Source organism: Vicinamibacterales bacterium, assembly GCA_036012125.1.
GTDB lineage: Bacteria > Acidobacteriota > Vicinamibacteria > Vicinamibacterales > UBA823 > UBA11600.
In genome coordinates, this window is the sequence record DASCOS010000020.1 from 231,899 (window position 1) to 254,145 (window position 22,247).

Consider the following 22,247-nt stretch of genomic DNA (forward strand, 5'->3'; position numbering starts at 1 on the left):
TCACAGATGCCGAATGAGTCTTGCCAGGAGTTTCCCAAAGGGTTCTGCGATTTGTTCGGCCGCCTGAAGTACATCGTCCTGATGTAGCGGTTCTGGCAACACACCCGCAGCCATATTCGTAATACACGCCAGTCCGAGCACCTCGAGTCCCATTTGCCTCGCCACAATCGCTTCAGGAACCGTCGACATGCCCACAGCGTCGGCCCCGATCGTGCGGAGAAATTTAATCTCAGCTGGTGTCTCGAAACTCGGCCCATGGACAGCAACGTAGACTCCGTGAACCAAGCGAAGCGAGACTTCCGTTCCTATTTGATCGACCACCGCCCGCAGCCGGCGTGCGTAGACCTGCGTCATGTCGGGAAAGCGGGGGCCAAATCGCTCATCATGAGGTCCAATCAGGGGATTATCCCCAAGCAGATTGATGTGATCGTCAATAATCATGACGCTGCCAGGAGTGAACGCGGTATTAATCCCACCAGCAGCGTTGGTGAGCACTAAGGTCGGCACACCAATTCGAGCCAAAACCCTAGGAGCGAACGCGATTTGGGATCGTGTGTATCCCTGATACCTATGCGCCCGGCCTTCTAACACAACGACTGGTCGGCCAGCCACCGTTCCAGCAGTCAGTATGCGTCCATGCCCGATGAGCGGGTCAGACGGCCAGTGTGGTATTTCAGCGTAAGGTATGACGATGCGGTCGACGATGGCCTCTGAAAACTGACCCAGGCCAGACCCGAGCACCACCGCTACCTCAGGGATAGCTATTCGTTGTCCTAGAAATGCCGCAGCCTGCTCGACCTTTTCGAACTCGTTCACGCTATTCGTAATTGGGTCTTTCGCCATGTCATCAAATAAGGAGCGAGGCAATTGACGCGTTGATGAGTGTTGCCACGAAACCCCCGAACAGGGCACGTGTACCAAGGCGGGCCAGATCACCGCGGCGCTCTGGTGCCATACCGCCGAGTCCCCCGAGTAATATGCCGACCGAGCCAAAGTTTGCAAAGCCGGTTAGAGCGTAGGTGGCCAACACGAATGATCGAGGTTCAATGAGGCCCTGATACTCGGTCGTTAGTTTGACGTAGGCCACAAACTCAGTGGCAACAATCTTAGTGCCTAAGAGATCGGCAACTGCCCCGACATCGGCTGACGCTACACCAAGCAAGAACGCGGCGGGAGCGAACACAACCGAGAACAGGCTTGCCAGTGACAAAGCTGGGTGTAGGAGCGCAAGGACGTAGTCGATTAGAGCGATAAATGCCAGAAACGCAATTAACATCGCCGCCACGTTGATTGCTAGCGTCATTCCTTGACTTGCTCCGCCGGCCGCCGCGTCGATTACGTTGGCATACTGGCGCTTAACGTCCACTGTCACCGCGCCGCGCGTCTTAGGCACCTCGGACTCAGGCATGAGGATCTTCGAAAGATAAAGACCACACGGCGCTGCCATGACGCTGGTCGTCAACATGGCCACCGCATCAGCACCCAAGTTTATGTAGATGGCCATTACAGCGCCTGAAATCGTTGCCATTCCACCAACCATGAGTGTCAACAGTTCAGACCGTGTCATTTGAGAGACATACGGACGGACGATGATCGGCGCCTCAGTCTGCCCCATGAATACATTCGCTACCGCCGAAAGCGTTTCCGCACCGCTGGTATTCAACAGATAGACGACGATTCGTGCCGTTTGCTTGACGAAGAATTGCAGGATGCCAAAGTGATAGAGCACGCTAAAGAACGACGAGATAAAAATAATGATCGGTAATGCAGTGAACGCGAAGACAAACCCTCCAGGAAACAGCTGTGAGACAACCTCCGGGTTTGCCAGCTCACCAAAGATGAACCTGGACCCGGCATCAGTAAACTTCATGAAACGTTCGGCGACGCGGGCGATCGCCGTAAATAGCTCATACCCTGGCCTGACACCGCCGATCACGAGCTTGAGAATGACGAATGCCAACAGCACCTGAAGCGATAGTCCCCAGGCCACTGTACGCCAGCGAATGTGCCGAATGTCTGCCGAGCAGGCGGCGGTCACACTAATGAACACTGCTACACCCAATACGGCCCTTACACGTGGGTCTGCAAGGTCCCTTAGCAAGTAGGCTACGGCCATCAAGCCGAGCGCAATGGCCACGAAGCGCAATCGGTAGCGCTGGTCGGGATTGCTCAACATCTTCATAGTCTATCTTCAGGCTACGGTATCAAGAATAAGTGTGGCCGTCGCGGGTGGCACATCATCGATGCGCACCGCTTGTGAAATTAGCTGACGTGCTTCGTCAAGACCATACGCGTTCCGATGGTGTAGGTCGACCACGGGGTCACCGACACGCACGGACTCCCCTAACGTCACCTTCATGACCGCACCGACAGCATGATCGATCGTTTGGTCCAACTGGTCACGCCCTGCTCCAAGCACCTTCGTGGCGCGCCCAATCAGCTCAGCATCCACCGCGGTTAGATATCCCGGCCGTGTCGCGGTCACCGGCTCCACAGACGGAGCCGTCGGCAACCGTCTGGGGTTATCAATAACTCGGGGATCGCCACCCTGCGCCTCGACGATCTCACGCAGCTTCTCCAATCCATCGCCACCCTTGAGAGCAGACCGCACTCGCCCACGCGAGGCCTCTAGCGTAGTTTCAAGACCCGCGGCTTCTACCATCCGAGCCGCCAACTCGACTGACACGGCTTCAAGGTCCTTCGGCCCCTCCCCGCGAAGCGTCGCAATACACTCAGCAATCTCCAGCGCATTGCCGACCGCTCGGCCACGCGGCGTGTCCATTGCTGTAAGAACCGCCCGCATCCTGAGTCCCGATGCTTCACCGATGGCAACCAGCCGATTGGCCAACTCACGCGCCTCCGAAACATTCTTCATAAACGCACCAAGTCCGACCGTGACATCAAGTACGAGGCCGTCGAGATCGACGGCAAGCTTCTTACTCATGATTGATGCCGCGATGAGTGGAATACTCTCGACTGTTGCCGTCACATCACGGAGCGCGTACAACACACGGTCAGCCGGGGCTAACATCTTCGTTTGACCGATGAGACAACAGCCGACTGTGTCAAGAATCCGAAGGGTTTCTTCAGGAGCCAAGTCAGTCTTAAAACCGGGAATTGACTCAAGCTTGTCGAGAGTACCGCCAGTATGTCCAAGCCCACGACCAGACATCATCGGTACAACCACGCCACATACCGCCGCCAGTGGGGCTAGGACTGGTGAGGTCTTGTCGCCTACACCACCTGTGCTGTGTTTATCAACTCTTGGTGCGGTGATTGTCGACAGATCGAGGCGGGATCCAGAATCGGTCATCGCCTGCGTTAGCGTGTCAGTCTCGTCAGAGGACATGCCTCGAAGTAGAACCGCCATCAACCACGCAGATAGCTGATAAGTTGGAATTTCACCGGTGGTGGCCCCACGCACCAAAAACCGAATCTCACTCGGTTTGAGCGCTTTACCGTCACGTTTCTTACGGATTAAATCGACCACACTCATACTGCAGGGTTCCCGAGTATAGAGGATAATAAGCCATCGCCGTGAGTGACGTGCTCCAAGCTCTTCTCGTGACCGCCGTGGCTTCGGGTGCCGGTTTCGTGTGGCTCTCGTTACGGACCCTACAACTCGACACCAATGCACCCAACAGACTTATAGCCGAATTGCGCCTCGCCCAAATCGGGGCGCTACTCTTAGCTTTCGTTGCCGGCGCCTATATTGGATTCGCTGGGTTAGCAAATGCCACTGCAGGAGGAGGACTCGATATTGCGCTCGCATTGGGTTTTTTCGTCGTAGCCGCTAGCGCACCAACTCGAGACCCACGCGAAGCCCTGATTATTTTGGCCATCGCTTTCGTTGCTCACGCAGTTGTTGACATCCTGCACCGTCCAGGGGCGCTATCAGTCGGTATTGTTCCGCAGTGGTACCTAATTGGCTGCGCCGTGTATAACATAGCAATCGGAGCTCTTTGCTATTTACCAGTCCTCAAACGTTCATGACTCGTTCGAACTGTTCAGACCCAACGTCATCCTTCACCGAGAACGTCCTAAACGCGGTTCGAAGGATTCCTGTGGGACATATTGCCACTTATGGAGATATTGCAGCCATAGCGGGCCACCCAAACGCCTACCGTGCTGTCGGTAACATCATGCGAAATTGTTACCTCGTCGACGTACCCTGTCACCGAGTTGTGGCAGCCAAAGGACGCCTAGGCGGCTATGGCGGCAATCCGACACTTAAACGCCAACTCCTCCGAGCCGAGGGAATCCAAGTCCGCCGAACTGCAATCAAGAACTTCACCAAGGTTCGGTGGCGCCACACTGGCTCTGCAACCTAGCCTGCTGGTCACACTCCTCGTAACACCAAAGGCGACAGCCTCACATGGCCATCACGTCAAACTGCTCGTGATGCAGCCTAGCATCAGGCTTCAGCGTTAGATCGCGACCGAGTGTGGCGCGTAAATCACGTAATACCCCGCGTTCCTCTTTCTCAAGCACCTGTGCAATATCTGGATTCACTCTCAGCACAATCCCGTGGCCATTAAGATCACCTCGGATTTTCTGCATCTCGGCTAGAATTTCGTAGCAAATAGTCGACATGGACTTAATCGTTCCACTCCCAGAACAGTAAGGACACGGTTCGGTCAGCTGGCGTTCCAGTGTCTGCTTAACCCGCTTACGGGTCACAATAATCAGACCTACATCTGCTACCTGTATTGCCTTCGATGGTGACCGATCACGTCGAAGCTCCTGCTCCATAGCATGAAAGACTTTCTGACGGTTTTTCCGTTCTTCCATGTCAATCAGGTCAAGCACAATAATGCCGCCTAGGTCTCGGAGCCGGAACTGGTGCGCAATTTCCTTAACAGCCTCAAGGTTCGTCTTGAGGATGGTGTCTTCGAGCCGACCGGTCCGCTTACCAACATAGCGTCCAGTGTTAACGTCAATCGCCACAAGTGCTTCAGTGTGGTTGATAACGATGTAGCCCCCGGATTTCAACCAGACCTTTGGTCGGAGCGCCTTATCAATTTCGTGCTGAATGCCATACTCGTCGAAGATCGGAAACGACTTTGTGTATCGGCGCACCCGAGATGCCAGATCTGGCATGATTCGCTCAACCAACTTAACAACACGACCATACTCCTCAGCGTTATCGATCCGAATAGCACTATAGTCAGCCGTCAGAAAATCACGGACGAGTTTCGCAACAAGACTCTCTTCCTGATAGACAACGGTCGGCGGAGGATTGGACTCGGTCCGCTGTCGGATGCCGGTCCACACTTGATGAAAGTAGGACAAGTCACCAAGGATGTCCTCCTCGGAACGACCACCGGCCGCGGTCCGGACGATGACCCCACCCGAAAAGTTGTGCTCGCTTTTGAACTCCCGAACAATCCGGCGCAAGCGCGACCGCTCTTCTCGAGACGCAATCTTTCGCGAAATACCAATGTGGTCGACCGTAGGCAGGAAGACCAAGAAACGACCAGGCATGCTGACGTGGGACGTGATGCGCGCCCCCTTTGTGCCTAGTGGCTCCTTAACTACCTGAACCAACACTTCCTGGCCCTGCTCTAGCAAATCCTCTATTTTTGCTGCGGAATCCCGATTACGGTCGGCATTGTGGCCAGCCTCCGTTGCTACCGGTTCAACGTTCCCATCCACGTCACCATCAGTCTCACCGCCGGAATCGATAGGGTCACTGTCCTCGGCTTTTTCATCACCATCATCACTGGTGTCAAAGCGCTCGAGCTCCTCCAATGTGTCGTGCACTTCCGACACATAGAGGAACGCATCGCGCTCCAGTCCGACGTTAACGAATGCCGATTGCATGCCGGGTAGCACCTTCGAAACCCGGCCCTTGTAGATGTTACCGACGGTCCCTCGGTTTCGTTCCCGTTCGATAAAGACCTCGGTCACGAGGTCGTCCTCGAGAATAGCCACAGCGGTTTCGTGGCTGTTCGAGGAGATGATCATCTCCTTGCTCATGTACTAAACTCCATTTGGGACCAACGGGGCGTGTTTTCAGGTGTACATTCGTGCACTGTAATTGGTGAGTAACCACTGCCCGATTACCGTGCGAGTCGCCTAGCAACTCCCAGATATACACTTTATCCCCTCGTCCCATGCGCCGGCGTTCCCGATCTTTTCGTTCGATCCAAATCCGACGCCAAAAGCATTATCAATTAATGAACCTGCGCATCCTGACGTTCACGATGAGACCAAATCCAGCCAGGGTAGCAATCAGCGATGACCCGCCATAACTCATTAGCGGTAGCGTTAAACCTTTCACGGGCGCTAACCCGGCTGACATGGTCACGTTGTAGACGACTTGAAACGCAAAGCTCGACATCACCCCGACGACAAGGTAAGCCCCCAGACGGTCCTTCGCGAGTCGTGCAGCAGCGAGGCTCCGCACGATCACGAACAGATAGAGTCCGAGCACCACAATGACGCCGAGAAACCCCTGTTCTTCAGCTAGTACTGAAAATATAAAATCGTTGTGTGCAACAGGCAGGAAGTTAAACTGCCCCTGTGTACCCTGTAGAAATCCTTTCCCGGCAAGGCCACCTGACCCGGCCGTGATCTGTGCCTGAATCTGCTGGTATCCGGCACCATGTGCATCACGTGCCGGATCTAAAAACGTGACAAGTCGCTCTTGTTGGTAGGGCTCCAACCAGTAGTTCCACGCAACTGGTGCCAAGAGCAGCGCCAGGGTGGCCAAGATAGCCAGCCACCGCATGCGGAGACCAGCGAGATACGTAACACCGAGGGCAACAGCCAATAACCCCACCGAGGTTCCTAAATCAGGCTGTTTTGCAATCAACACGAAAGGGACTGCTGTAAAAATACCGACCATCAAGATGTCGGGAATTTCGACCGAACCGCGCCGTGTTTCACTGAAATAGTTGGCGAGTAAGACCGCCAACCCTAACTTCGCAAACTCTGATGGTTGTACATTCAACGCACCTAGGCGGAGCCAGCGCTGCGAGCCTCCGGAGATTTCGCCAACCAGGAGCACGAGCACCAACGCTGCAACCACTCCACCGTAAATAAAGAGTGCGTAATCTGCAACTACACGGTAATCAACGCCTAAGCAGATAGCAAAGACAACCCCACCTAGCAGTAAGGCATAGAACTGCATCCCAAACTGAGAGCCAACGGCATCCACCGTTGGCTCAAAAGTGGCACTGTAAATCATAGCCACACCAATTGCACACAGCACCAGAATCGCAGCAATTAGAGGCCAGTCGACGTGGCGATATAGGCGACCATCCAACATTAGTTGAGCTCACCTTGCGTTTGCTCAGGTACTGTCAAGTGGTCGGGTGGTGCGGGCTGTACTGTCTCAATTGTGGTTCCCGTCGACACCGGCGATGCCTGTGGTAAGTCCGGCAACGGCTCACCAGTCTTCTTCGCCAGATAGGTCTGCATCACATGACGTGCAATCGGTGCCGCGAGGTAACCGTGCTCGGAGTGCTCGGCGAGCACAACACCGGCAATCTCAGGCTGCCCCTCACTCGGTGCAAAGAACGTAAACCACCCGTGATCGCGAAAATCCATATCGGAAGTTTCCTCCGCCTGTTCTCGGCCCGCCAGTGAGACCACCTGTGCCGTGCCCGTCTTACCGGCCACGTTGAAACCGTCGATTCGCGCACGTCCGCCAGTACCTCGCGCGTTCACGACACGCCACAGCCCACGATGGAGCGTCTCGATGGTCTCAGGCTGTAACTCAACCACCTCACCCGGCCGCGGCTGCGTCGGTTTCCATCCCTCGCCGTCATCGATCGCCTTAATTACATGAGGAGTGGGCCGAACACCACCGTTGGCAATCGTCGAGATCAGCACCGCCTGGGACAGCGGTGTGACCGATACCGCACCTTGACCAATCGACACCGAGATCGTTTCACCCGGATACCAGTCCTCACCCATGGTCTTCATTTTCCACTGCCTGGACGGCACAATGCCCGCCATTTCATACGGTAGGTCAATGCCCGTCAAATCGCCCAGCCCGAGACGACGGGCCCAAGTATTCAGGACGTCAATGTCCAGTTTGCTGCCAAGGGTGTAGAAGTAGACGTTACAGGACCGCTCGAGGGCCGCCTCCATCATGAGCCGGCCATGGCCACCACGGAGATGACAGTGATAGGAGCGATCATAAAATCTTTTAGCACCGTTACACTGTACCGAAAAATCAGACTCCACAATTCCTTCCTCGAGCGCAGCTACGGCAACCACGAGCTTGAAAATCGAGCCTGGTGCATACCGTCCCTGCAAGGTGCGGTTATGGAGGGGCTTCTGAGGGTCGTCGTTCAACCGTTGCCATGTAGCCTGGTCGATACCTAGCGAGAAATCGTTCGGGTCGTAGCTTGGCACGCTCGCCATCGCGAGTATCTCACCGGTATTTGGCTCTAGAATGACTGCGGCTCCATTGAATCCATGGGCTCTAAATGCTTCTTCCGTCGCAACCTGCAAATCGTAGTCAATCGTCAATTGAAGCCGTCGGCCTTCAACCGGGTTGACCTCCTCAATGGTATTGAGTTCGCGACCAATGCTGTTGACTACAACACGGCGCGTACCATCAGTGCCCATCAACTCTCGGTTATAGGACTGCTCAATCCCAGTCTGGCCGACAATCGCGCCACTGGCCGTGCCGCGGAACTTATCTTCAGAGATCTGCGCTTCTGTGATTTCACCAACATAGCCAAATAGGTGCGCCGCCAGCTTGCCGGTCCGATAGTGGCGTGTTGGCACTTCTTCAACGACGATGCCAGGCAACTCGATCCGCCGGGCCAACACTGCCGCGACCTGTTCCGCCGTCGCTTCCCGGATCATCACAATCGGTCGGAATTCTGGTTCATCGTCGTGCTCTTCGATGGTCTGCCAGAGTGATGGCTCGTCCACACCGCTAATTGCACTGAGTAATTCAATCGACCGGGTGAGGTCACCGATTTGTTCCCGCACCAGCGAAATATCGAAAGAGTAACGATTCTCAACAAGGATTTGGCCGTCCCGGTCAAAGAGTAGGCCTCTCGCAGCACGAAGCGTTAACGTCCGTTGGTGATTGTTGTCTGCCAACTCGCGGAATCTGCTGCCCTGCGCAATCTGGAGAAACCAGAAACCGATCGCCAGCGTCACTAGAACGGCTACAGCTCCGCCCTGCAGGAAGGCGAGGCGCGCGTCCACACTACGACGGTCATCACTGATCATAACTAGCTCACCACTCCAGCCGAGGCTTGACGCGGCCGCCGCTCATGCCCCGCCAGCGAAGGCGAGGCAGAGCTCGAAGGAGTTCAAACAATACCGCTCCAACTAAGCCATTTCCAAACGCCTCTCCAAACACGCCACCAACCGACGAATTTGGGATACGTAACACCAACATCGAATATAGCCCGAGAAACACCGACGCGTGTAATAGCGTCGCTCCAAAAAAAATCACAAAGCGTGGAAGCGAGCGCACGACGATGATCTGTGTTCCAATCAAGGCCACCGAAAATCCAACAATCGTTTTCGCAAGACCACTGACCCCAATGATGCCGCCTGAAAGTGCATCTTGGATAACACCACCGACCGCACCACTGAGGAGTGCCGTCACTGGCGAAGTCGTCATGGCTAGGTAAACAATAGCGACCAACACCAGGTCGAGTTGTACCCCATCACCCACCAGATACGGTATGAGCGTGGTCTGGAGCACGAGCGCAAAAACAACAATGAAAGCTACCTTAGACACTTTCATCGCGTTCCACCACTTGGCAGATCAATGGGTCGTCGTTCCGTAATGACCAGCACATCTTCCAAGGCACCAAAATCAACCACTGGCCGCACCCCAATGTCCTGATAGAGGCCGCTGTCCTGGTAGAGCCCGCGGCCCAGCTGGACCGACTCAACGACTCCAATAAGATACCCTTTCGGATATATCCCTTCGCTACCCGACGTCACCACCCGATCGCCCACCTGAACATCAGCCAGGTTGGAGATGTAGTCAAAACGTAGGGGTAGGTCGCCGACGTGTCCGGTCACAATACCTGCAGAACGAGAACGCTCGAGCATGGCTCCGATCGCCGCATTTCGGTCGACCAAGAGTTGCACCTTTGCATTGTTCGCACTCAGAGGACCAACTACGCGGCCAACAACGCCTGTTGGTGCCAGCACGGCAAGGTCGGTCTGCAAGCCATCCCTAGTACCGCGAGCGATCGTTACGGTACGAAACCAAGGCGTGGCATCGACCGCGACTACCTCAGCGGCCACCGTCGACCACGGCACATCTTCTCGAAAATTCAAAAGCTCTCGAAGACTCTCACTACGCTGTGCTTGTGCACGCGCGTTTTGAAGTTGGACCTGCATAGCTGCAAGCTGTCGCCTAAGTAGAGTGTTCTCGTCAGCAACGTTTTGAAGCGACGAGTAGCGCGCCCAAGTGTTCACTACTCCATCTACAAACCCAAAAGTTATGCGTTGGATCCCAGAAAAGAACCCGAACGTAACCGATTCGAGCACTGGCACACCCGAATCGGATCGGACCTGGGCCGAAATGAGAATGATCTGAGCCGTCAGGACGGACAGCAAGATGAAACCGGTGCGTCGGCGGATGTCAAACACAGCCTCAGGCGAAAGCTCAGGATCGGCGCTGACTAGTCGATCGAGATCTTCCGTAGCAGGTCAAAGTCATTGAGCATTTTGCCAGCACCCTGGACGACGGACCCCAACGGGTCTTCCGCCATCGAGAGCGGCAAGCCAGTCTCTTCCCTCAACCGCTTGTCCAGATTATTGAGCATCGACCCGCCACCGGTCAGCAAGATGCCACGGTCGACAATGTCGGCCGATAGCTCCGGTGGCGTACGTTCGAGTGCGGCACGCACGGCCTCGACAATCTTATTAACTGGGTCGGCAAGCGCCTCGCGAATTTCTTCGTCGTTGATGGTGAGCGTCTTCGGAATTCCCTCAATAAGATGGCGCCCCTTGATCTCTATCGTGAGTGGGTCGTCCAGTGGAAATGCCGAACCCACAGTCATCTTGATAGCCTCAGCCGTGCGCTCGCCAATAAGCAACTTATACTTCTGTTTAATGTACTGGATGATCGACTCATCCATCGCATTACCAGCCACCTTCACAGCTTTGCTGTAGACGATGCCGGCCATGGAAATAACCGCAATGTCAGTCGTGCCACCACCAATATCAACGATCATATTTCCAGATGGCTCAGTGATCGGCATGCCAGCACCAATCGCTGCTGCCATCGCCTCTTCCACCAAATACACTTCACTCGCTTTCGCACGTTTGGCACTATCCTTAACCGCCCGCTTTTCGACTTGTGTAATCTCTGACGGCACACCAATGACAATGCGTGGACGGACCCACACAGTCCGGTTGTGCGCTTTCTTAATGAAGTGGTTGAGCATCTTTTCGGTGATTTCAAAATCGGCGATAACACCGTCCTTCATCGGCTTGATCGCGACGATATTGCCAGGCGTTCGTCCGAGCATCTCCTTGGCATCCTTACCAACGGCCTCGATTCGTCCTGATGCCTTATTGATCGCTACAATCGAGGGCTCGTCCACGACAATGCCCTTCGCCCGCGCAAAGACGCACGTGTTAGCGGTGCCCAAATCAATGGCCAGGTCATTCGAGAACAGCGATAACATCGAACGGAAGTTCAGCAATTAGCCCCCTTCGAAACGGTTCGTGATTGGCCATTCGAAGGCCGGTTCATACGAAGCCGTCCAGGTGGTCGCTGGCCTAGACCACTAGCCTTCCCGGCCACAAGAATACCGTTCTTACCCTGTGCCTTCGCTCCGTACATTGCACAGTCAGCAACTCGCAGCAGTTCATCAGCCGTCGAAGCCGCTTCCGGTAACGCAGCTGAGCCAATCGATGCTGTCAACCTGACCTCGAAGCCAGCGGTAGTAAGAAATCGGTGCTTCGCTAGGTTTTCTCGAACGCGCTCAGCAACCACCCTGGCGCCCTCATTTCCGGTGTCCGGTAAGACAACAACGAATTCGTCACCGCCAAACCGAGCCACGATATCAGTCTCGCGCGTACTTCTCTGAATCACCTGTGCCGCTTCTACCAAGGCGCGACTTCCGCAAAGGTGACCGTGGCTGTCGTTAACCGTATCGAAATTGTCCAAGTCAATGAACAGTAACGACAGTGAATTACCGGTTCGTGAGGTCCGCCTGACTTCACGGTGGAGCACTGACGAGAGAAAACTTGAGTTGTAGAGCTGAGTCAGGTCATCGGTGACCAACAGCGATTCGGCCCGCTTCAGCTTAACCGCGTGATCCAACGCGACCGCAGCTGGCTCGACAAGTGCACCGAAGCCATCAAGTAGTGGTTTCCCGAGCTGCGACGAGCGATCGGTCGGCTGGCGGTCCAGACCAACCAAAGCACCAATCGTTTGACAACTACTCACCATTGGTAACCCAAACGCCGCAACTGCTGGACCCTCAGAAATCCGTTTGTCCTTTGACAAATCAACTGAAACAGTGTCGTGGCCGTGACGAATCACCCACTCGCCGAGTGGTAGCGCCCCACGTTGTAGTTCAGCATCAGGCCCGAGACTCGCGACCATCTTCACGCCCAACGATTTATCGGGTACGACGACGGCCCACCACGGCACCGGCAGCAAGCGGCTCGCGTGTTCCACTAGTAACTCAGCAATTTCTTTCGGGTCGACGGACTTGTTCAGGTCCCGATGAACTTTCGACCACACCTCGTAATTCCACAGATGTCGGCGAAAGACCGACTGGCTCTCTTTGAGCCTCGCAAAAAGGTCAAATGGTTCGGCCAAAACAAGTTGCTGCTCAATCTCAATCGGCAAGAGCGGAACCTAGAGATGCCCGGCGCTCCAAAACGATCGAAACGTCCCAACATGCGAAGTCGCGTGGTGACAACCCGACGCGATGCGCCTCCTAAGCGACCTGTCAATCTCCCTAAGTCCTTCTATCCAACATAAATATATCACATCGGCCCACGTCCACCGGATGCCGATTGCATAGTTTCCAGAAGTCCCGCCAGAAGCGTGCGCCTTATTCAAGTGCTTGCAGGGGTGAAACTTCTTGTTCTACGATGTTAGCTTGGGTCGGCCGCCTAAAGGCGGGCAGGGAGTGACAGATTATGACAATGCTTGACCGGATGCGGCAACACAAGAATTGGCTGAAGTGGAGCCTCGGGGTTGTTGTACTCGCCTTCATGTTCCTATACATTCCTGACTTTCTAAATCCTACGATCGGCGTTGCCCCAAACGACGTCGTGGCGAGCATCGAGGGAAGGGAAATCACTTCGGTAGATTTCCGCCGCCAATATTTTGAACAAGTGCAGTCGTATCAGCTCGCCTACGGCGATGAGATCAATGACCAGCTCCTCCGGCAATTGGGCTTTGACCGTCAAATCCTGCAACAAATGATCGATGAGGAAGCCGCGGTCATTGAAGCCGAGCGGCTTGATTTAAGTATTAGTGACGTCGAAGTCACCGAGAGACTTCTGAGTCTACCTGGGTTGCAGAATAACGGCACCTTCATCGGACAGGAACAATACCGCCTGCTGCTACGTTCGCAGACTCCACCGATGACAGAGGAACAGTTTGAAGAAGGCATGCGGCGAAGTCTTTTAGTCGACAAATTGCGGAGTGCCATCACCGCCTGGATCGACGTGTCGGACGACGAATTGCACGAGGAGTATCGTTTGCGGAACGAGAAAGTGAAACTTGACATCGTTACCTTCTCGCCAGACGAGTTCCGCGACAGTATTACGACAACTGCCGAAGAGTTGGCTGGACATCTTGAGGTGAACGCCGCGACCTATCGGGTTCCTGAAAAGCGACAGATCAACTATTTGCTCATCGAAGCTGAAACACTCCGGCCCAACGTTGTCGTGCCTGACACTGACATCGCACAGTACTACACCGATAATGCGTCGCAGTACTCAACATCAGAGCAAGTACGAGCCAGCCACATCCTGTTCGAGACTGAGGGTAAAGACGAGACTGAAGTGCGAACCCAGGCAGAAGCTGTACTGGCCGACGCTAGGTCGGGAGCTGACTTTGCAACGCTGGCTGAAGAACATTCCGAGGATGCTGGATCAGCAAGCCTCGGCGGTGATTTGGACTATTTCAGCCGCGGGCGGATGGTCCCTGAATTTGAAGCAACCGCGTTTTCCATGGCACCTGGCACGATCAGCGATCTCGTCCAGACTGAATATGGGTTTCACATCATTCATGTAACTGACAAACAAGAGGCTTCTACTCGCCCACTCGACGAGGTGCGGGAACAAATTTCCGACCAGCTTCAGTTTGAACAAGCCCAGCGCCAGGCTGATCTTATGGCCGAGCAAATGGCAGGTGACCTAGCAACACAGGAGGATCTCGTGCGGGCTGCTGAAGAACACGGCTTGTCCGTGACCGAGTCGAACTACTTCGCTCGTAGTGAGGCGATAGACGGACTGGGACTCACCTCGGGTGTAGCCTCGGCCGCCTTTACGTTCGAGCTAGGGGAGGTGGGAGGCCCACTTCGTACGCCTACGGGGCACGTCTTCTTGACCGTAACCGACGAACAGGAGTCATACGCACCGGAAATCGACGAAGTGCGTGACCAAGTCGAGTCGGATGTCATCGATTTACGTGCACGAGAGGCTGCCGAGCGGCGCGCGGCCGAGATTACGCCACTTCTGCAAGAGGCCGAAAGCTTCATGGCGGCTGCGGAACGGGCCGACTTGGTGGTGACGACTGACGACCTCGCCGCAAGGGGTGCGGTCGTGAGCGGCTTGAGATCACGACCAGAAATCGAGGAAATTGCTTTTTCACTAGGGGTTGGCGAAACCAGCGATGTCTTGGCAACTGACGACCTGGTCGCGGTTATTCACGTAGCCGAGCGGGAAGAAGCGACTGAAGACGGGTTTGCTGAGGCAGAGGATACCCTCCGTGGCGAGTTGCTAATGGACCGGCAGGGGCGCTTCTTTAGTGCCTACATGACACAGGCTAAGGAAACCATGCAGATTGAGATCAATATGGAAACCTTGGCGATGTCCATCCTCTGACCTGACCGTCTTAAAGACCGATCTCCGATAAGTCCAAGCCGCTAGAACTCTCTGGTTGCTCCTCTTCACGGTAGGAAGAGGTATGGCATCAGCATTAGAGCCTCTCCCTGTTTGAATAGCCGAAGTGCTGCTGAGAAAGCGCTTAGCGCATGCATTTCTGCAGACGAAAACAGTGGAGCGGGGAAACTCTTGCGAACGCTAACCAGAGGCTGACGTAGTGTCTCCAACAGGCCCCGTGCTGGTGGATAGAACACCAATTCTACATCCGTCTCCGGTTCAATATCAGCGTGCTGCTTAGCGACCGCGATCGCGTGGTCCAAGCTACCCAACTCATCAACGAGGCCCATCTGCTGACCCTGACGCCCGGTCCACACTCGGCCTTGTGCGACGGCGTGAATCTCCTCCCGCGTCATAGCTCGCCCCTCGGCTGCTTTACGGACAAACGTTTCATAAACAGCGTCGAGCTGCACCTGCACCTTCGCACGCTCAGCCGGAGAGAACGCCCTGACTGGAGAATTGATTTCAGCAAAGCGGCCCTGACTCACCGATTCGATATTTGCGCCAAGCTTGCTAAAGACCTCACCTACAACAAACTTGCCAGCCACCACCCCGATAGAACCGGTAAGTGTTGCCGGCTGGGCAACAATGGCTTGGGCAGGCATCGCAATGTAGTAACCACCGGACGCCGCCACATCTGACATGGATGCAATGACCGGCGTGTCAGTCCTAGTCAACACAACCTCACGCCAGATTACATCTGAAGCAATCGCCGATCCACCTGGACTGTCAATCCGCAGAACAATGGCGCGCACTGTTGAATCATTCCGCGCCTCTCTGAGGTGCTCGATGACCGTATCAGACCCAACCACACTCCCCTCAGTCGAGTTATAACCACTCCGTCCAGTGTTGATGACACCAGCGACATTAATAACTGCAATCTTCGGTCCTGTATTCAGTCCGACTGATTGAAGACTTACGTTGGTGTAGTCTTGGCCACTAATCTTCTGTGGTTGCCCTTCGGCAGCGATTGCTAATACTTCATCTTCGTACCTCAACTCGTCGACCAACCCAGCCGTGAGCGCGTCCTCTGATAGAAATGGACCCTCGGCAATGAGTGCACGGATCTCGGAAACTGGACGGGCACGACTCGTGGCAATATCGAGAACTAACTGATCGAACAGGTCCGCATTCAACGATTCCGACATTTCACGATGTGGCTGCGTAAAGGTCTCCTCCGTAAAGAGGTTCCCTGCTGTCTTGTAGTCCCCTGCGTGTAGAAAATCTGGATAGACACCAATCAGGTCGAATGTGCCACGAAGAAAGAGTTCGTAGCTGGCCACTCCCATCAGGTCAAGTGGGCTTGTCGGCATCAAGTAAATCTCGTCAGCTGCCGTCGCTAAGTAATATTGCTGGCCTCCGCCATACTCTAGATACGCGACGATGGATTTCCCAGACCTCTTGAAAGCCATCACCGCATCTCTGACCTCCTGAATCTTTCCCCAGAGCGCCTGTCCGCCGCTCGGGACCAAAATAACCCGAGATACTCGATCGTCCACTGCCGCTTTGTGAAGGTTGTCAACGACTGACCGGAGTGTCGGCGGCGCCCCAAAGACCTGTCCCAAAAGGCCACCCGCATTGACTTCTGTCAGAACGGATGGCACACGCAGCACGAGGGTTGCGTTGCGCGGCACTGATGGCCCCCGCGATAACAGAAAATAGACCACCACCATGGTGAGCGATGAAACAATCACAGCCGTCATGAACAGCGTCAGGAGGAACCTAATACCGCGTCGTACAAACATCACCGCACCTCCTTAGTAGCCATGCACAAGACCAGCAAAGCATCTTTCACACTCCAGCGTTGAGCTTACTCGACAAGGGGGGTCGAAGAGAGACGAGTTCGGTCGACGCCCATTCTACCTTCCAGCTATAATCGCCAATCCGGGTATGACCTGGGAACCTGTCACATCGCGGAAGTGGCGGAACTGGCAGACGCGCAAGCCTCAGAAGCTTGTGCTCGCAAGGGCGTGGGGGTTCAAATCCCCCCTTCCGCACCACATTTTCCTAGCAATTCTAGCAGTAATGAAAAAGGGCGGCGATGACCGCCGCCCCGTGAAGCCGCCGTGTGCCAATTTTGTGTCAATTTACGGAAAAAACTCAGCGCACTGCGGTCATGGAAAGCGACTCAGCTACGTCATCGGTCGGCTCCGCTGACGCTTCCATGCGTTCCAACGCTGGCTACTGGTTCGACGTGAGCGGTTCTAGTGCTCCGGAGTCGGTCGAAATACAAGATGTCATCGTCGAAACTCGGGAAACTCGGCCTCCAAGACTGGTAATAACCCTGAAGCAACAATCTGGGCCACCTTGGCACTACCCGCATCGTTGAAGTGAGTGAGGTCAAGGTACAGATCGGACCGGCTGGGTAGCTGGTCGGCAAGGTCTAGAACCGAAACATTGTACTGCGCTGCAATTTCAACCAGCGCACGATTATACTCACCGAGAACCTCTGCACTCACGCGACCATTACTCAGCTGACCATTTATCTCGCCGGTCACGATTGTATCGAGGTGGACGCCGGTCACGGGGTCGACACCTTCGCCGTAAAGCGCAGGCTGCGTGATGAAGATCGGCTTGATGCCAGCCCTGACGCAGTTCTCGATCAGCACACGCAGACGCCTGACATAAGACGGGATTAGTTCCTTCCGAACCGTGTCAAGGAGTCTGGTAATCTCCACACCAGAAACCTCACGATGCTGAACTTCGCGCAGGTTGTAATTCGGCCTGTAGACGACTCCGAGGCGTGTCGCCCACCACAATCGTTTCAGAGTAATTACCACATTGACCAGCTCGCTTGACCTGACCTTGGTGTTTACCCATTCGCTCCAACCTGGGTTCGTTGTGTTATAGAGAAAATTGTATGAGCCATCGACGGCTTCAGGCTCCTCGGTTCGACCCATGTCGTTGACCCCAACCAAAAAGAGTGCCACCTTCGGCCCGAGAGCGCTAACATAATCACGGACAAGAACAGTGTGCCCCAGCGTCGAATGACCTGATATTCCTGCGTTGTTCACCCATAAGTCGCGGAAGTAGGGGCTCAGTTCGCTGGCTAGGCGTAATGGCCATGTGTCCTCATCATCAAGGTAGAAGTCTTCCGTCGTGCTTCCTCCGATGGCTAAGACCGTAAGTCGCTCTGCGAAGTCCGATGGCGGCTCCGGCCCTCGGAATCCAAGGCTGTTGGTCGTATAAACTGTGTCGCCGTTCCCGTCCCGTTTCGGTACTTCAATTCGATTATTAACGTTGAGGACGACACGGTTCTGGCGCACGCTCGATCGCAGCGGGTTGTGCACCTGGAGAACCACCTCCACGAGCGCCAGCGCCAGCCCCACACTGAGAGAAACGGTGAACACCCGAAACACAAAGGGACGGAACTTCATTTATAAAGATTCTAGAGGCCTCACGCCCATATACCGAACGAACCGTGGAACCTCCAGCCTAGCCTAGTGCGGTGGAGGGTTCAACGTGATTGAAGCGTGTGCCCTTTTGTCAGTCACTTGCGCGTACCTGTGACTAGCTGTGACAATTTTCGTCAATAGAGACAGGCTGTGAATGGTTGTGACTAGGCTTGGCACAAGTCTCAGAAGCTTGTGCTCGCAAGGGCGTGGGGGTTCAAATCCCCCCTTCCGCACCACATTTTCCTAGCAATTCTAGCAGTAATCAAAAAGGGCGGCGATGATCGCCGCCCCGTCAGATCGTTTTGTGTCACTTTTTCCAAAAAACTCAGCGCTCAGCAACAAGTAGACGAATGATTCCGTCATGTTTGTTTAGCACAAAGATCTGGTCGTTGGGGCCGAGACCGAGACGCATGTCAGCGCGAGTCACCACCTCTTGCCCTTCCACGGTGTTTCTATCCTGCATCAACTGGAGCAAGGTCTTTGGGCCATCACCATTGTTGAACAGAATACGGTGAATTGCCTCCTGGCCACCCGCAGGAAGGTTGTCAGCAGAAAAGGCAAAGACCTCGCCGCTGGGGTTGTCACCAAACAGCACGAGGTTTGTGAGTTGGGGAATCGCGGCCACGCGATAAACATAGACACCTGTCACCGCGGAGGCTGGCTGCAGAAGCGGGTCGAGTTGCCCGTATTCGACGACGGGATACGTCATCTGAGGATCGCCGCGTGGGTTGGCGAGATTGACGACCCCTTGAGTGCCGAAAAATCCGAAGCTGCCTTCCCAGTTGTTCCAGCCGAGGTTGGCGCCGGCCGTGACGAGGCTAACCTCTTCCACTGACGCTTGCCCGATGTCGGCAACAAACATGTTGCCAGTAGCCGAGTCCCAGTTAAAGCGTTGAGGGTTACGCAGACCCAAGGCGTAGATTTCCCCGAGTGTGTCAGGATTGCGATCGTTCGCAAATGGATTGTCGGCGGGAATGCCGTACTCACCGTTGGTGCTGTTGGAGCCCAGCGGGTCGAGACGCAGAATCTTCCCGAAAGCGGAGCCCGGATTCTGGGCCAGGTTGAGTGGGTCACCACCATCGCCACCATCGGCGGCGCCCATGTAGAGCAATCCGAACTCGGCATCGCCTGGCGATGCAAGCGGGTTGAAGGCGAGGTGGCCACCATTGTGATTGCCAACGGGCTGTTCGTAACGGACTAGCTCGCGTGGCAAGCCGCCATCGTAGGTCACGGCCTCAGGATGTTCAGCAGTCCACTCGAGCAGGACCGTATCGTGCGAGTTAATGTCACCGCCTGACGTAAAGTCAGCCGGCGGCCGCGTATCAGTGGTGTCCGTGAGGGTGTAGAACTTCCCAAAGCCGGGAGTTCCTAGGTCGTTAAACTGCGGATGAAAAGCGAAACTCTGAAAACCTTGCTCGCTCCAGGACGAAATAACAGGTATCCCCCAATTGTGCTCATTCAGGTCGAGGTACTGTGTCACAGTCACGCCGTTGTAGCTAACGCTATATAGCGGTCCCCGCATGTCATTCACAAACAAGCGACGCGTGCCTGGCTCATCGATCAGCAGCATCATCCGTGCCGCCGTTCCATCACGGTTCGGGATGGTGGCGAACTCGACAATGCCGACCTCGATGGCACGATGCCCTGCGGCAATGAGGTTAGAAAAGGGGTCTTCCGCGACGCCATGACCGTTGGCGTAGATAGCCACCAAGGCGCGCTGCGCCGCCGCCGAACCCTGTTTGGCCGCTAGCAGATACAACCGCTCTGCTTCACTTGCGTCCTGCGCCACACCCCGACCCTCGGCATACATGCTCCCAAGGGTGAGCTGGGCCGCAAGATGTTCCTGTTCGGCTGCGAGTAGATACCACCGCACCGCTTCGTTCGTGTCCTGCGCCACGCCTCGCCCGTCCAAATACATACTTCCAAGAGTGAACCGCGCGTCAGCATGCCCTTGCTCCGCCGCCAGCCGATACCACCGCACCGCTTCGGCTTCGTCCTGCGTAACACCGCGGCCACGCCCATACATAATCCCAAGGGCAAGCTGCGCCGTAGCATCGCCTTGTTCCGCCGCCAGCCGATGCCACCGTGCCCCCTCCGCCTCGTCCTGTGTAACCCCGCGCCCCTCGGCATACATCACCCCGAGACCATGCTGCGCTTCAGTACTGCCTTGCTCAGCCATCCGGCGGACCCACGCCGTGGCCTCGGCAGCACCTTGCTCCGCTGCCTGCCGATACCACCACAGCGCTTCTCTCGTATCCTGCGCCACGCCCTTACCGGAAAAATACATCCCCCCAAGCTCAAGCTGCGTATCAACATGCCCCTGCTCCGCCGCCTGCCGATACCATCGCAGCGCTTCGGCTGCGTCCTGCGCCACACCCCGGCCGTCGGCATACATCTCCGCAAGACCCGCCTGCGCCGGCATCACGCCCTGCTCCGCGTTCAGGTGCAGCCACGCCAGCACCTCCGCATCCCCCTGCTCGGCCGCCAGCCGATACCACCGCACCGCTTCGGCAGCGTCCTGCGCCACACCCCGGCCGTCAAAATACCTTCCGCCAAGGCCGGTTTGCGCCGGGAGATGGCCTTGCTCCGCCGCAAGGCGCCACCACCGCACCCCTTCGGCGGCATCTTCCGCGACCCCTTGCCCCGAGAAATAAATCTCCCCAAGCGCAAACTGCGCTTCAGCATTGCCTTGCTCAGCTATCCGGTGGATGCCTGACACGGCCTCGGGACTGCCCTGTTCAGCGGCCAAGCGATACCACCGTAATGCTTCCGCCACATCCTGCGCCACGCCTTGGCCCGAGGCATAAACAGCCGCGAGGATAACCCGCGCTTCGGCCCAACCTTGATTGGCCGCTTCACGAATCCACGTTACCGCCTCCTCCGACCCTTCCTCGACCGCGCGGCGATACCAGGCCATCGCTTCCGCCGGGTCCTCCGTAACACCGCGGCCTCCCTCATACATCACTCCGAGGTTCACCTGCGCCGCAACATTTCCTTGCTCGGCCGCCGGCCGATACCACCGCACCGCTTCCCCGTCATCCTGCGGAACCCCCCGCCCGGTGGCATACATACCCGCAAGGACGACCTGCGCCCCGGAATCGCCGCTTTCCGCCGTTTGTTGCAACCACACCACTGCGTCCGCATGACCCTGCTCCGCTGCTAGCCGGTACCATCGGAACGTGTCCGAATCAGGCCGTGCCTCGTCGATCATCTCGGAATACATCTCCGCAAGATTCACTTGCGCTTCAGCCGAACCTTGCTCCGCCGCAACGAGAAGCCAGTCCAGCACCTCCGCATCGCCTTGCTCGGCCGCCATCCGATACCACCGCACCGCTTCGGCCTCATCCCGCGGCACGCCTCGCCCGTCGAAATATCGGCCCCCAAGCCCGGTCTGCGCCGGCTGATGCCCTTGCTCCGCTGCGAGTCGCCACCATCGCACCCCTTCGGACGCATCTTCCGGCACTCCCCGCCCGGCAAAATACATCCCGCCCAGTGCAAGCTGGGCTTCGGCATAGCCCTGTTCCGCCGCTAACCGATACCACCGCACCGCCTCCGCCTCGTCCTGTGGTACGCCATCCCCCTCGGCGTACAAATCTCCTAAGATGACCTGGGCAACGAGGTCACCCTGCTCCGCGCGAGCGCGTAGACCGGAGATTCTTACGCTGCGTATTTCTTCGGGCGTTAATTCCACCGTCGCGCACGCGGCTGTATTCAACGTCGCGAGGGCGATTACAGCGAGGGCGATCAGTCGAGCGTGGCGGTCGGACATAGGATTCC

Annotated in this window: 16 protein-coding genes and 1 tRNA gene; 4 read left to right on the forward strand and 13 right to left on the reverse strand. The window is 56.0% G+C overall.

Annotated elements, in window-relative coordinates; genetic code table 11:
* From QGH09_08060 to QGH09_08070, 3 genes are read right to left on the reverse strand one after another with little or no spacing between them, the layout of a single operon-like run.
* Positions 1-843 (reverse strand): purine-nucleoside phosphorylase, encoded by an 843-nt coding sequence (locus tag QGH09_08060; GenBank protein HJO18136.1) that lies wholly within the window; start codon positions 841-843, stop codon positions 1-3.
* Between the two features lie 4 nt (positions 844-847).
* Positions 848-2,182 (reverse strand): nucleoside transporter C-terminal domain-containing protein, encoded by a 1,335-nt coding sequence (locus tag QGH09_08065; GenBank protein ID HJO18137.1) that lies wholly within the window; start codon positions 2,180-2,182, stop codon positions 848-850.
* 9 nt (positions 2,183-2,191) lie between these two features.
* Positions 2,192-3,496: a thymidine phosphorylase gene (locus QGH09_08070; GenBank protein HJO18138.1), complete on the reverse strand. Its 1,305-nt coding sequence runs from the start codon at positions 3,494-3,496 to the stop codon at positions 2,192-2,194.
* Positions 3,497-3,537: 41 nt separating this feature from the next.
* Here QGH09_08070 and QGH09_08075 point away from each other — a divergent pair, with 41 nt between their 5' ends.
* Entirely contained in the window at positions 3,538-3,993 is a 456-nt protein-coding gene (locus QGH09_08075; GenBank protein ID HJO18139.1) for a hypothetical protein, read from the forward strand.
* Positions 3,990-4,331: an MGMT family protein gene (locus QGH09_08080; protein HJO18140.1), complete on the forward strand. Its 342-nt coding sequence runs from the start codon at positions 3,990-3,992 to the stop codon at positions 4,329-4,331. The genes QGH09_08075 and QGH09_08080 overlap by 4 nt, the downstream gene beginning before the upstream one ends.
* Positions 4,332-4,371: 40 nt before the next feature.
* Here the strand turns inward: QGH09_08080 and QGH09_08085 are convergent, their stop codons facing one another.
* The 7 genes from QGH09_08085 to QGH09_08115 form a co-directional block, all read right to left on the reverse strand.
* The gene (locus QGH09_08085) at positions 4,372-5,979 is read right to left on the reverse strand and encodes an Rne/Rng family ribonuclease (protein ID HJO18141.1); all 1,608 of its coding nucleotides are present in this window, start codon (positions 5,977-5,979) and stop codon (positions 4,372-4,374) included.
* Positions 5,980-6,172: 193 nt separating this feature from the next.
* Positions 6,173-7,273 carry a rod shape-determining protein RodA gene (gene rodA / locus QGH09_08090; GenBank protein ID HJO18142.1) on the reverse strand — a complete coding sequence of 367 codons (1,101 nt, stop codon included), beginning with the start codon at positions 7,271-7,273 and terminating at the stop codon, positions 6,173-6,175.
* Positions 7,273-9,201: a penicillin-binding protein 2 gene (mrdA, locus tag QGH09_08095; GenBank protein HJO18143.1), complete on the reverse strand. Its 1,929-nt coding sequence runs from the start codon at positions 9,199-9,201 to the stop codon at positions 7,273-7,275. The genes rodA and mrdA overlap by 1 nt, the downstream gene beginning before the upstream one ends.
* A gap of 7 nt (positions 9,202-9,208) precedes the next feature.
* On the reverse strand, positions 9,209-9,727 hold the full coding sequence (gene mreD / locus QGH09_08100) for a rod shape-determining protein MreD (GenBank protein HJO18144.1): 519 nt from the start codon (positions 9,725-9,727) through the stop codon (positions 9,209-9,211).
* Positions 9,724-10,587, reverse strand: coding sequence for a rod shape-determining protein MreC (gene mreC / locus QGH09_08105; GenBank protein HJO18145.1), 864 nt, complete (start codon positions 10,585-10,587; stop codon positions 9,724-9,726). The genes mreD and mreC overlap by 4 nt, the downstream gene beginning before the upstream one ends.
* A 32-nt stretch (positions 10,588-10,619) precedes the next feature.
* On the reverse strand, positions 10,620-11,630 hold the full coding sequence (locus QGH09_08110) for a rod shape-determining protein (protein HJO18146.1): 1,011 nt from the start codon (positions 11,628-11,630) through the stop codon (positions 10,620-10,622).
* Between the two features lie 11 nt (positions 11,631-11,641).
* Positions 11,642-12,805, reverse strand: coding sequence for a GGDEF domain-containing protein (locus tag QGH09_08115; protein HJO18147.1), 1,164 nt, complete (start codon positions 12,803-12,805; stop codon positions 11,642-11,644).
* Between the two features lie 296 nt (positions 12,806-13,101).
* Between QGH09_08115 and QGH09_08120 the strand changes: the two genes are divergently transcribed.
* On the forward strand, positions 13,102-15,018 hold the full coding sequence (locus QGH09_08120) for a peptidyl-prolyl cis-trans isomerase (protein HJO18148.1): 1,917 nt from the start codon (positions 13,102-13,104) through the stop codon (positions 15,016-15,018).
* Between the two features lie 65 nt (positions 15,019-15,083).
* Here QGH09_08120 and sppA read toward each other — a convergent pair whose 3' ends face one another.
* Positions 15,084-16,820 carry a signal peptide peptidase SppA gene (gene sppA, locus QGH09_08125; protein ID HJO18149.1) on the reverse strand — a complete coding sequence of 579 codons (1,737 nt, stop codon included), beginning with the start codon at positions 16,818-16,820 and terminating at the stop codon, positions 15,084-15,086.
* A gap of 168 nt (positions 16,821-16,988) precedes the next feature.
* Between sppA and QGH09_08130 the strand changes: the two genes are divergently transcribed.
* A tRNA-Leu gene (locus tag QGH09_08130) sits at positions 16,989-17,075 on the forward strand.
* A 237-nt stretch (positions 17,076-17,312) separates the two neighbouring features.
* Here the strand turns inward: QGH09_08130 and QGH09_08135 are convergent.
* Both QGH09_08135 and QGH09_08140 read right to left on the reverse strand, forming a co-directional pair.
* Entirely contained in the window at positions 17,313-18,452 is a 1,140-nt protein-coding gene (locus QGH09_08135) for an SGNH/GDSL hydrolase family protein (protein HJO18150.1), read from the reverse strand.
* 343 nt (positions 18,453-18,795) lie between these two features.
* The coding region (locus QGH09_08140; GenBank protein HJO18151.1) for a PQQ-dependent sugar dehydrogenase at positions 18,796-22,247 on the reverse strand (3,452 nt) is incomplete at its 5' end.

What these genes read in the sequence shown, in the direction of transcription:
- QGH09_08085 (HJO18141.1), bottom strand. Translation starts at nt 5,979, where the DNA reads ATGAGCAAGGAGATGATCATCTCCTCGAACAGCCACGAAACCGCTGTG.
- QGH09_08060 (HJO18136.1), bottom strand. Translation starts at nt 843, where the DNA reads ATGGCGAAAGACCCAATTACGAATAGCGTGAACGAGTTCGAAAAGGTC.
- QGH09_08120 (HJO18148.1), top strand. Translation starts at nt 13,102, where the DNA reads ATGACAATGCTTGACCGGATGCGGCAACACAAGAATTGGCTGAAGTGG.
- rodA (HJO18142.1), bottom strand. Translation starts at nt 7,273, where the DNA reads ATGTTGGATGGTCGCCTATATCGCCACGTCGACTGGCCTCTAATTGCT.
- QGH09_08135 (HJO18150.1), bottom strand. Translation starts at nt 18,452, where the DNA reads ATGAAGTTCCGTCCCTTTGTGTTTCGGGTGTTCACCGTTTCTCTCAGT.
- QGH09_08080 (HJO18140.1), top strand. Translation starts at nt 3,990, where the DNA reads ATGACTCGTTCGAACTGTTCAGACCCAACGTCATCCTTCACCGAGAAC.
- mreD (HJO18144.1), bottom strand. Translation starts at nt 9,727, where the DNA reads ATGAAAGTGTCTAAGGTAGCTTTCATTGTTGTTTTTGCGCTCGTGCTC.
- QGH09_08065 (HJO18137.1), bottom strand. Translation starts at nt 2,182, where the DNA reads ATGAAGATGTTGAGCAATCCCGACCAGCGCTACCGATTGCGCTTCGTG.
- QGH09_08110 (HJO18146.1), bottom strand. Translation starts at nt 11,630, where the DNA reads ATGTTATCGCTGTTCTCGAATGACCTGGCCATTGATTTGGGCACCGCT.
- sppA (HJO18149.1), bottom strand. Translation starts at nt 16,820, where the DNA reads ATGTTTGTACGACGCGGTATTAGGTTCCTCCTGACGCTGTTCATGACG.
- QGH09_08070 (HJO18138.1), bottom strand. Translation starts at nt 3,496, where the DNA reads ATGAGTGTGGTCGATTTAATCCGTAAGAAACGTGACGGTAAAGCGCTC.
- mrdA (HJO18143.1), bottom strand. Translation starts at nt 9,201, where the DNA reads ATGATCAGTGATGACCGTCGTAGTGTGGACGCGCGCCTCGCCTTCCTG.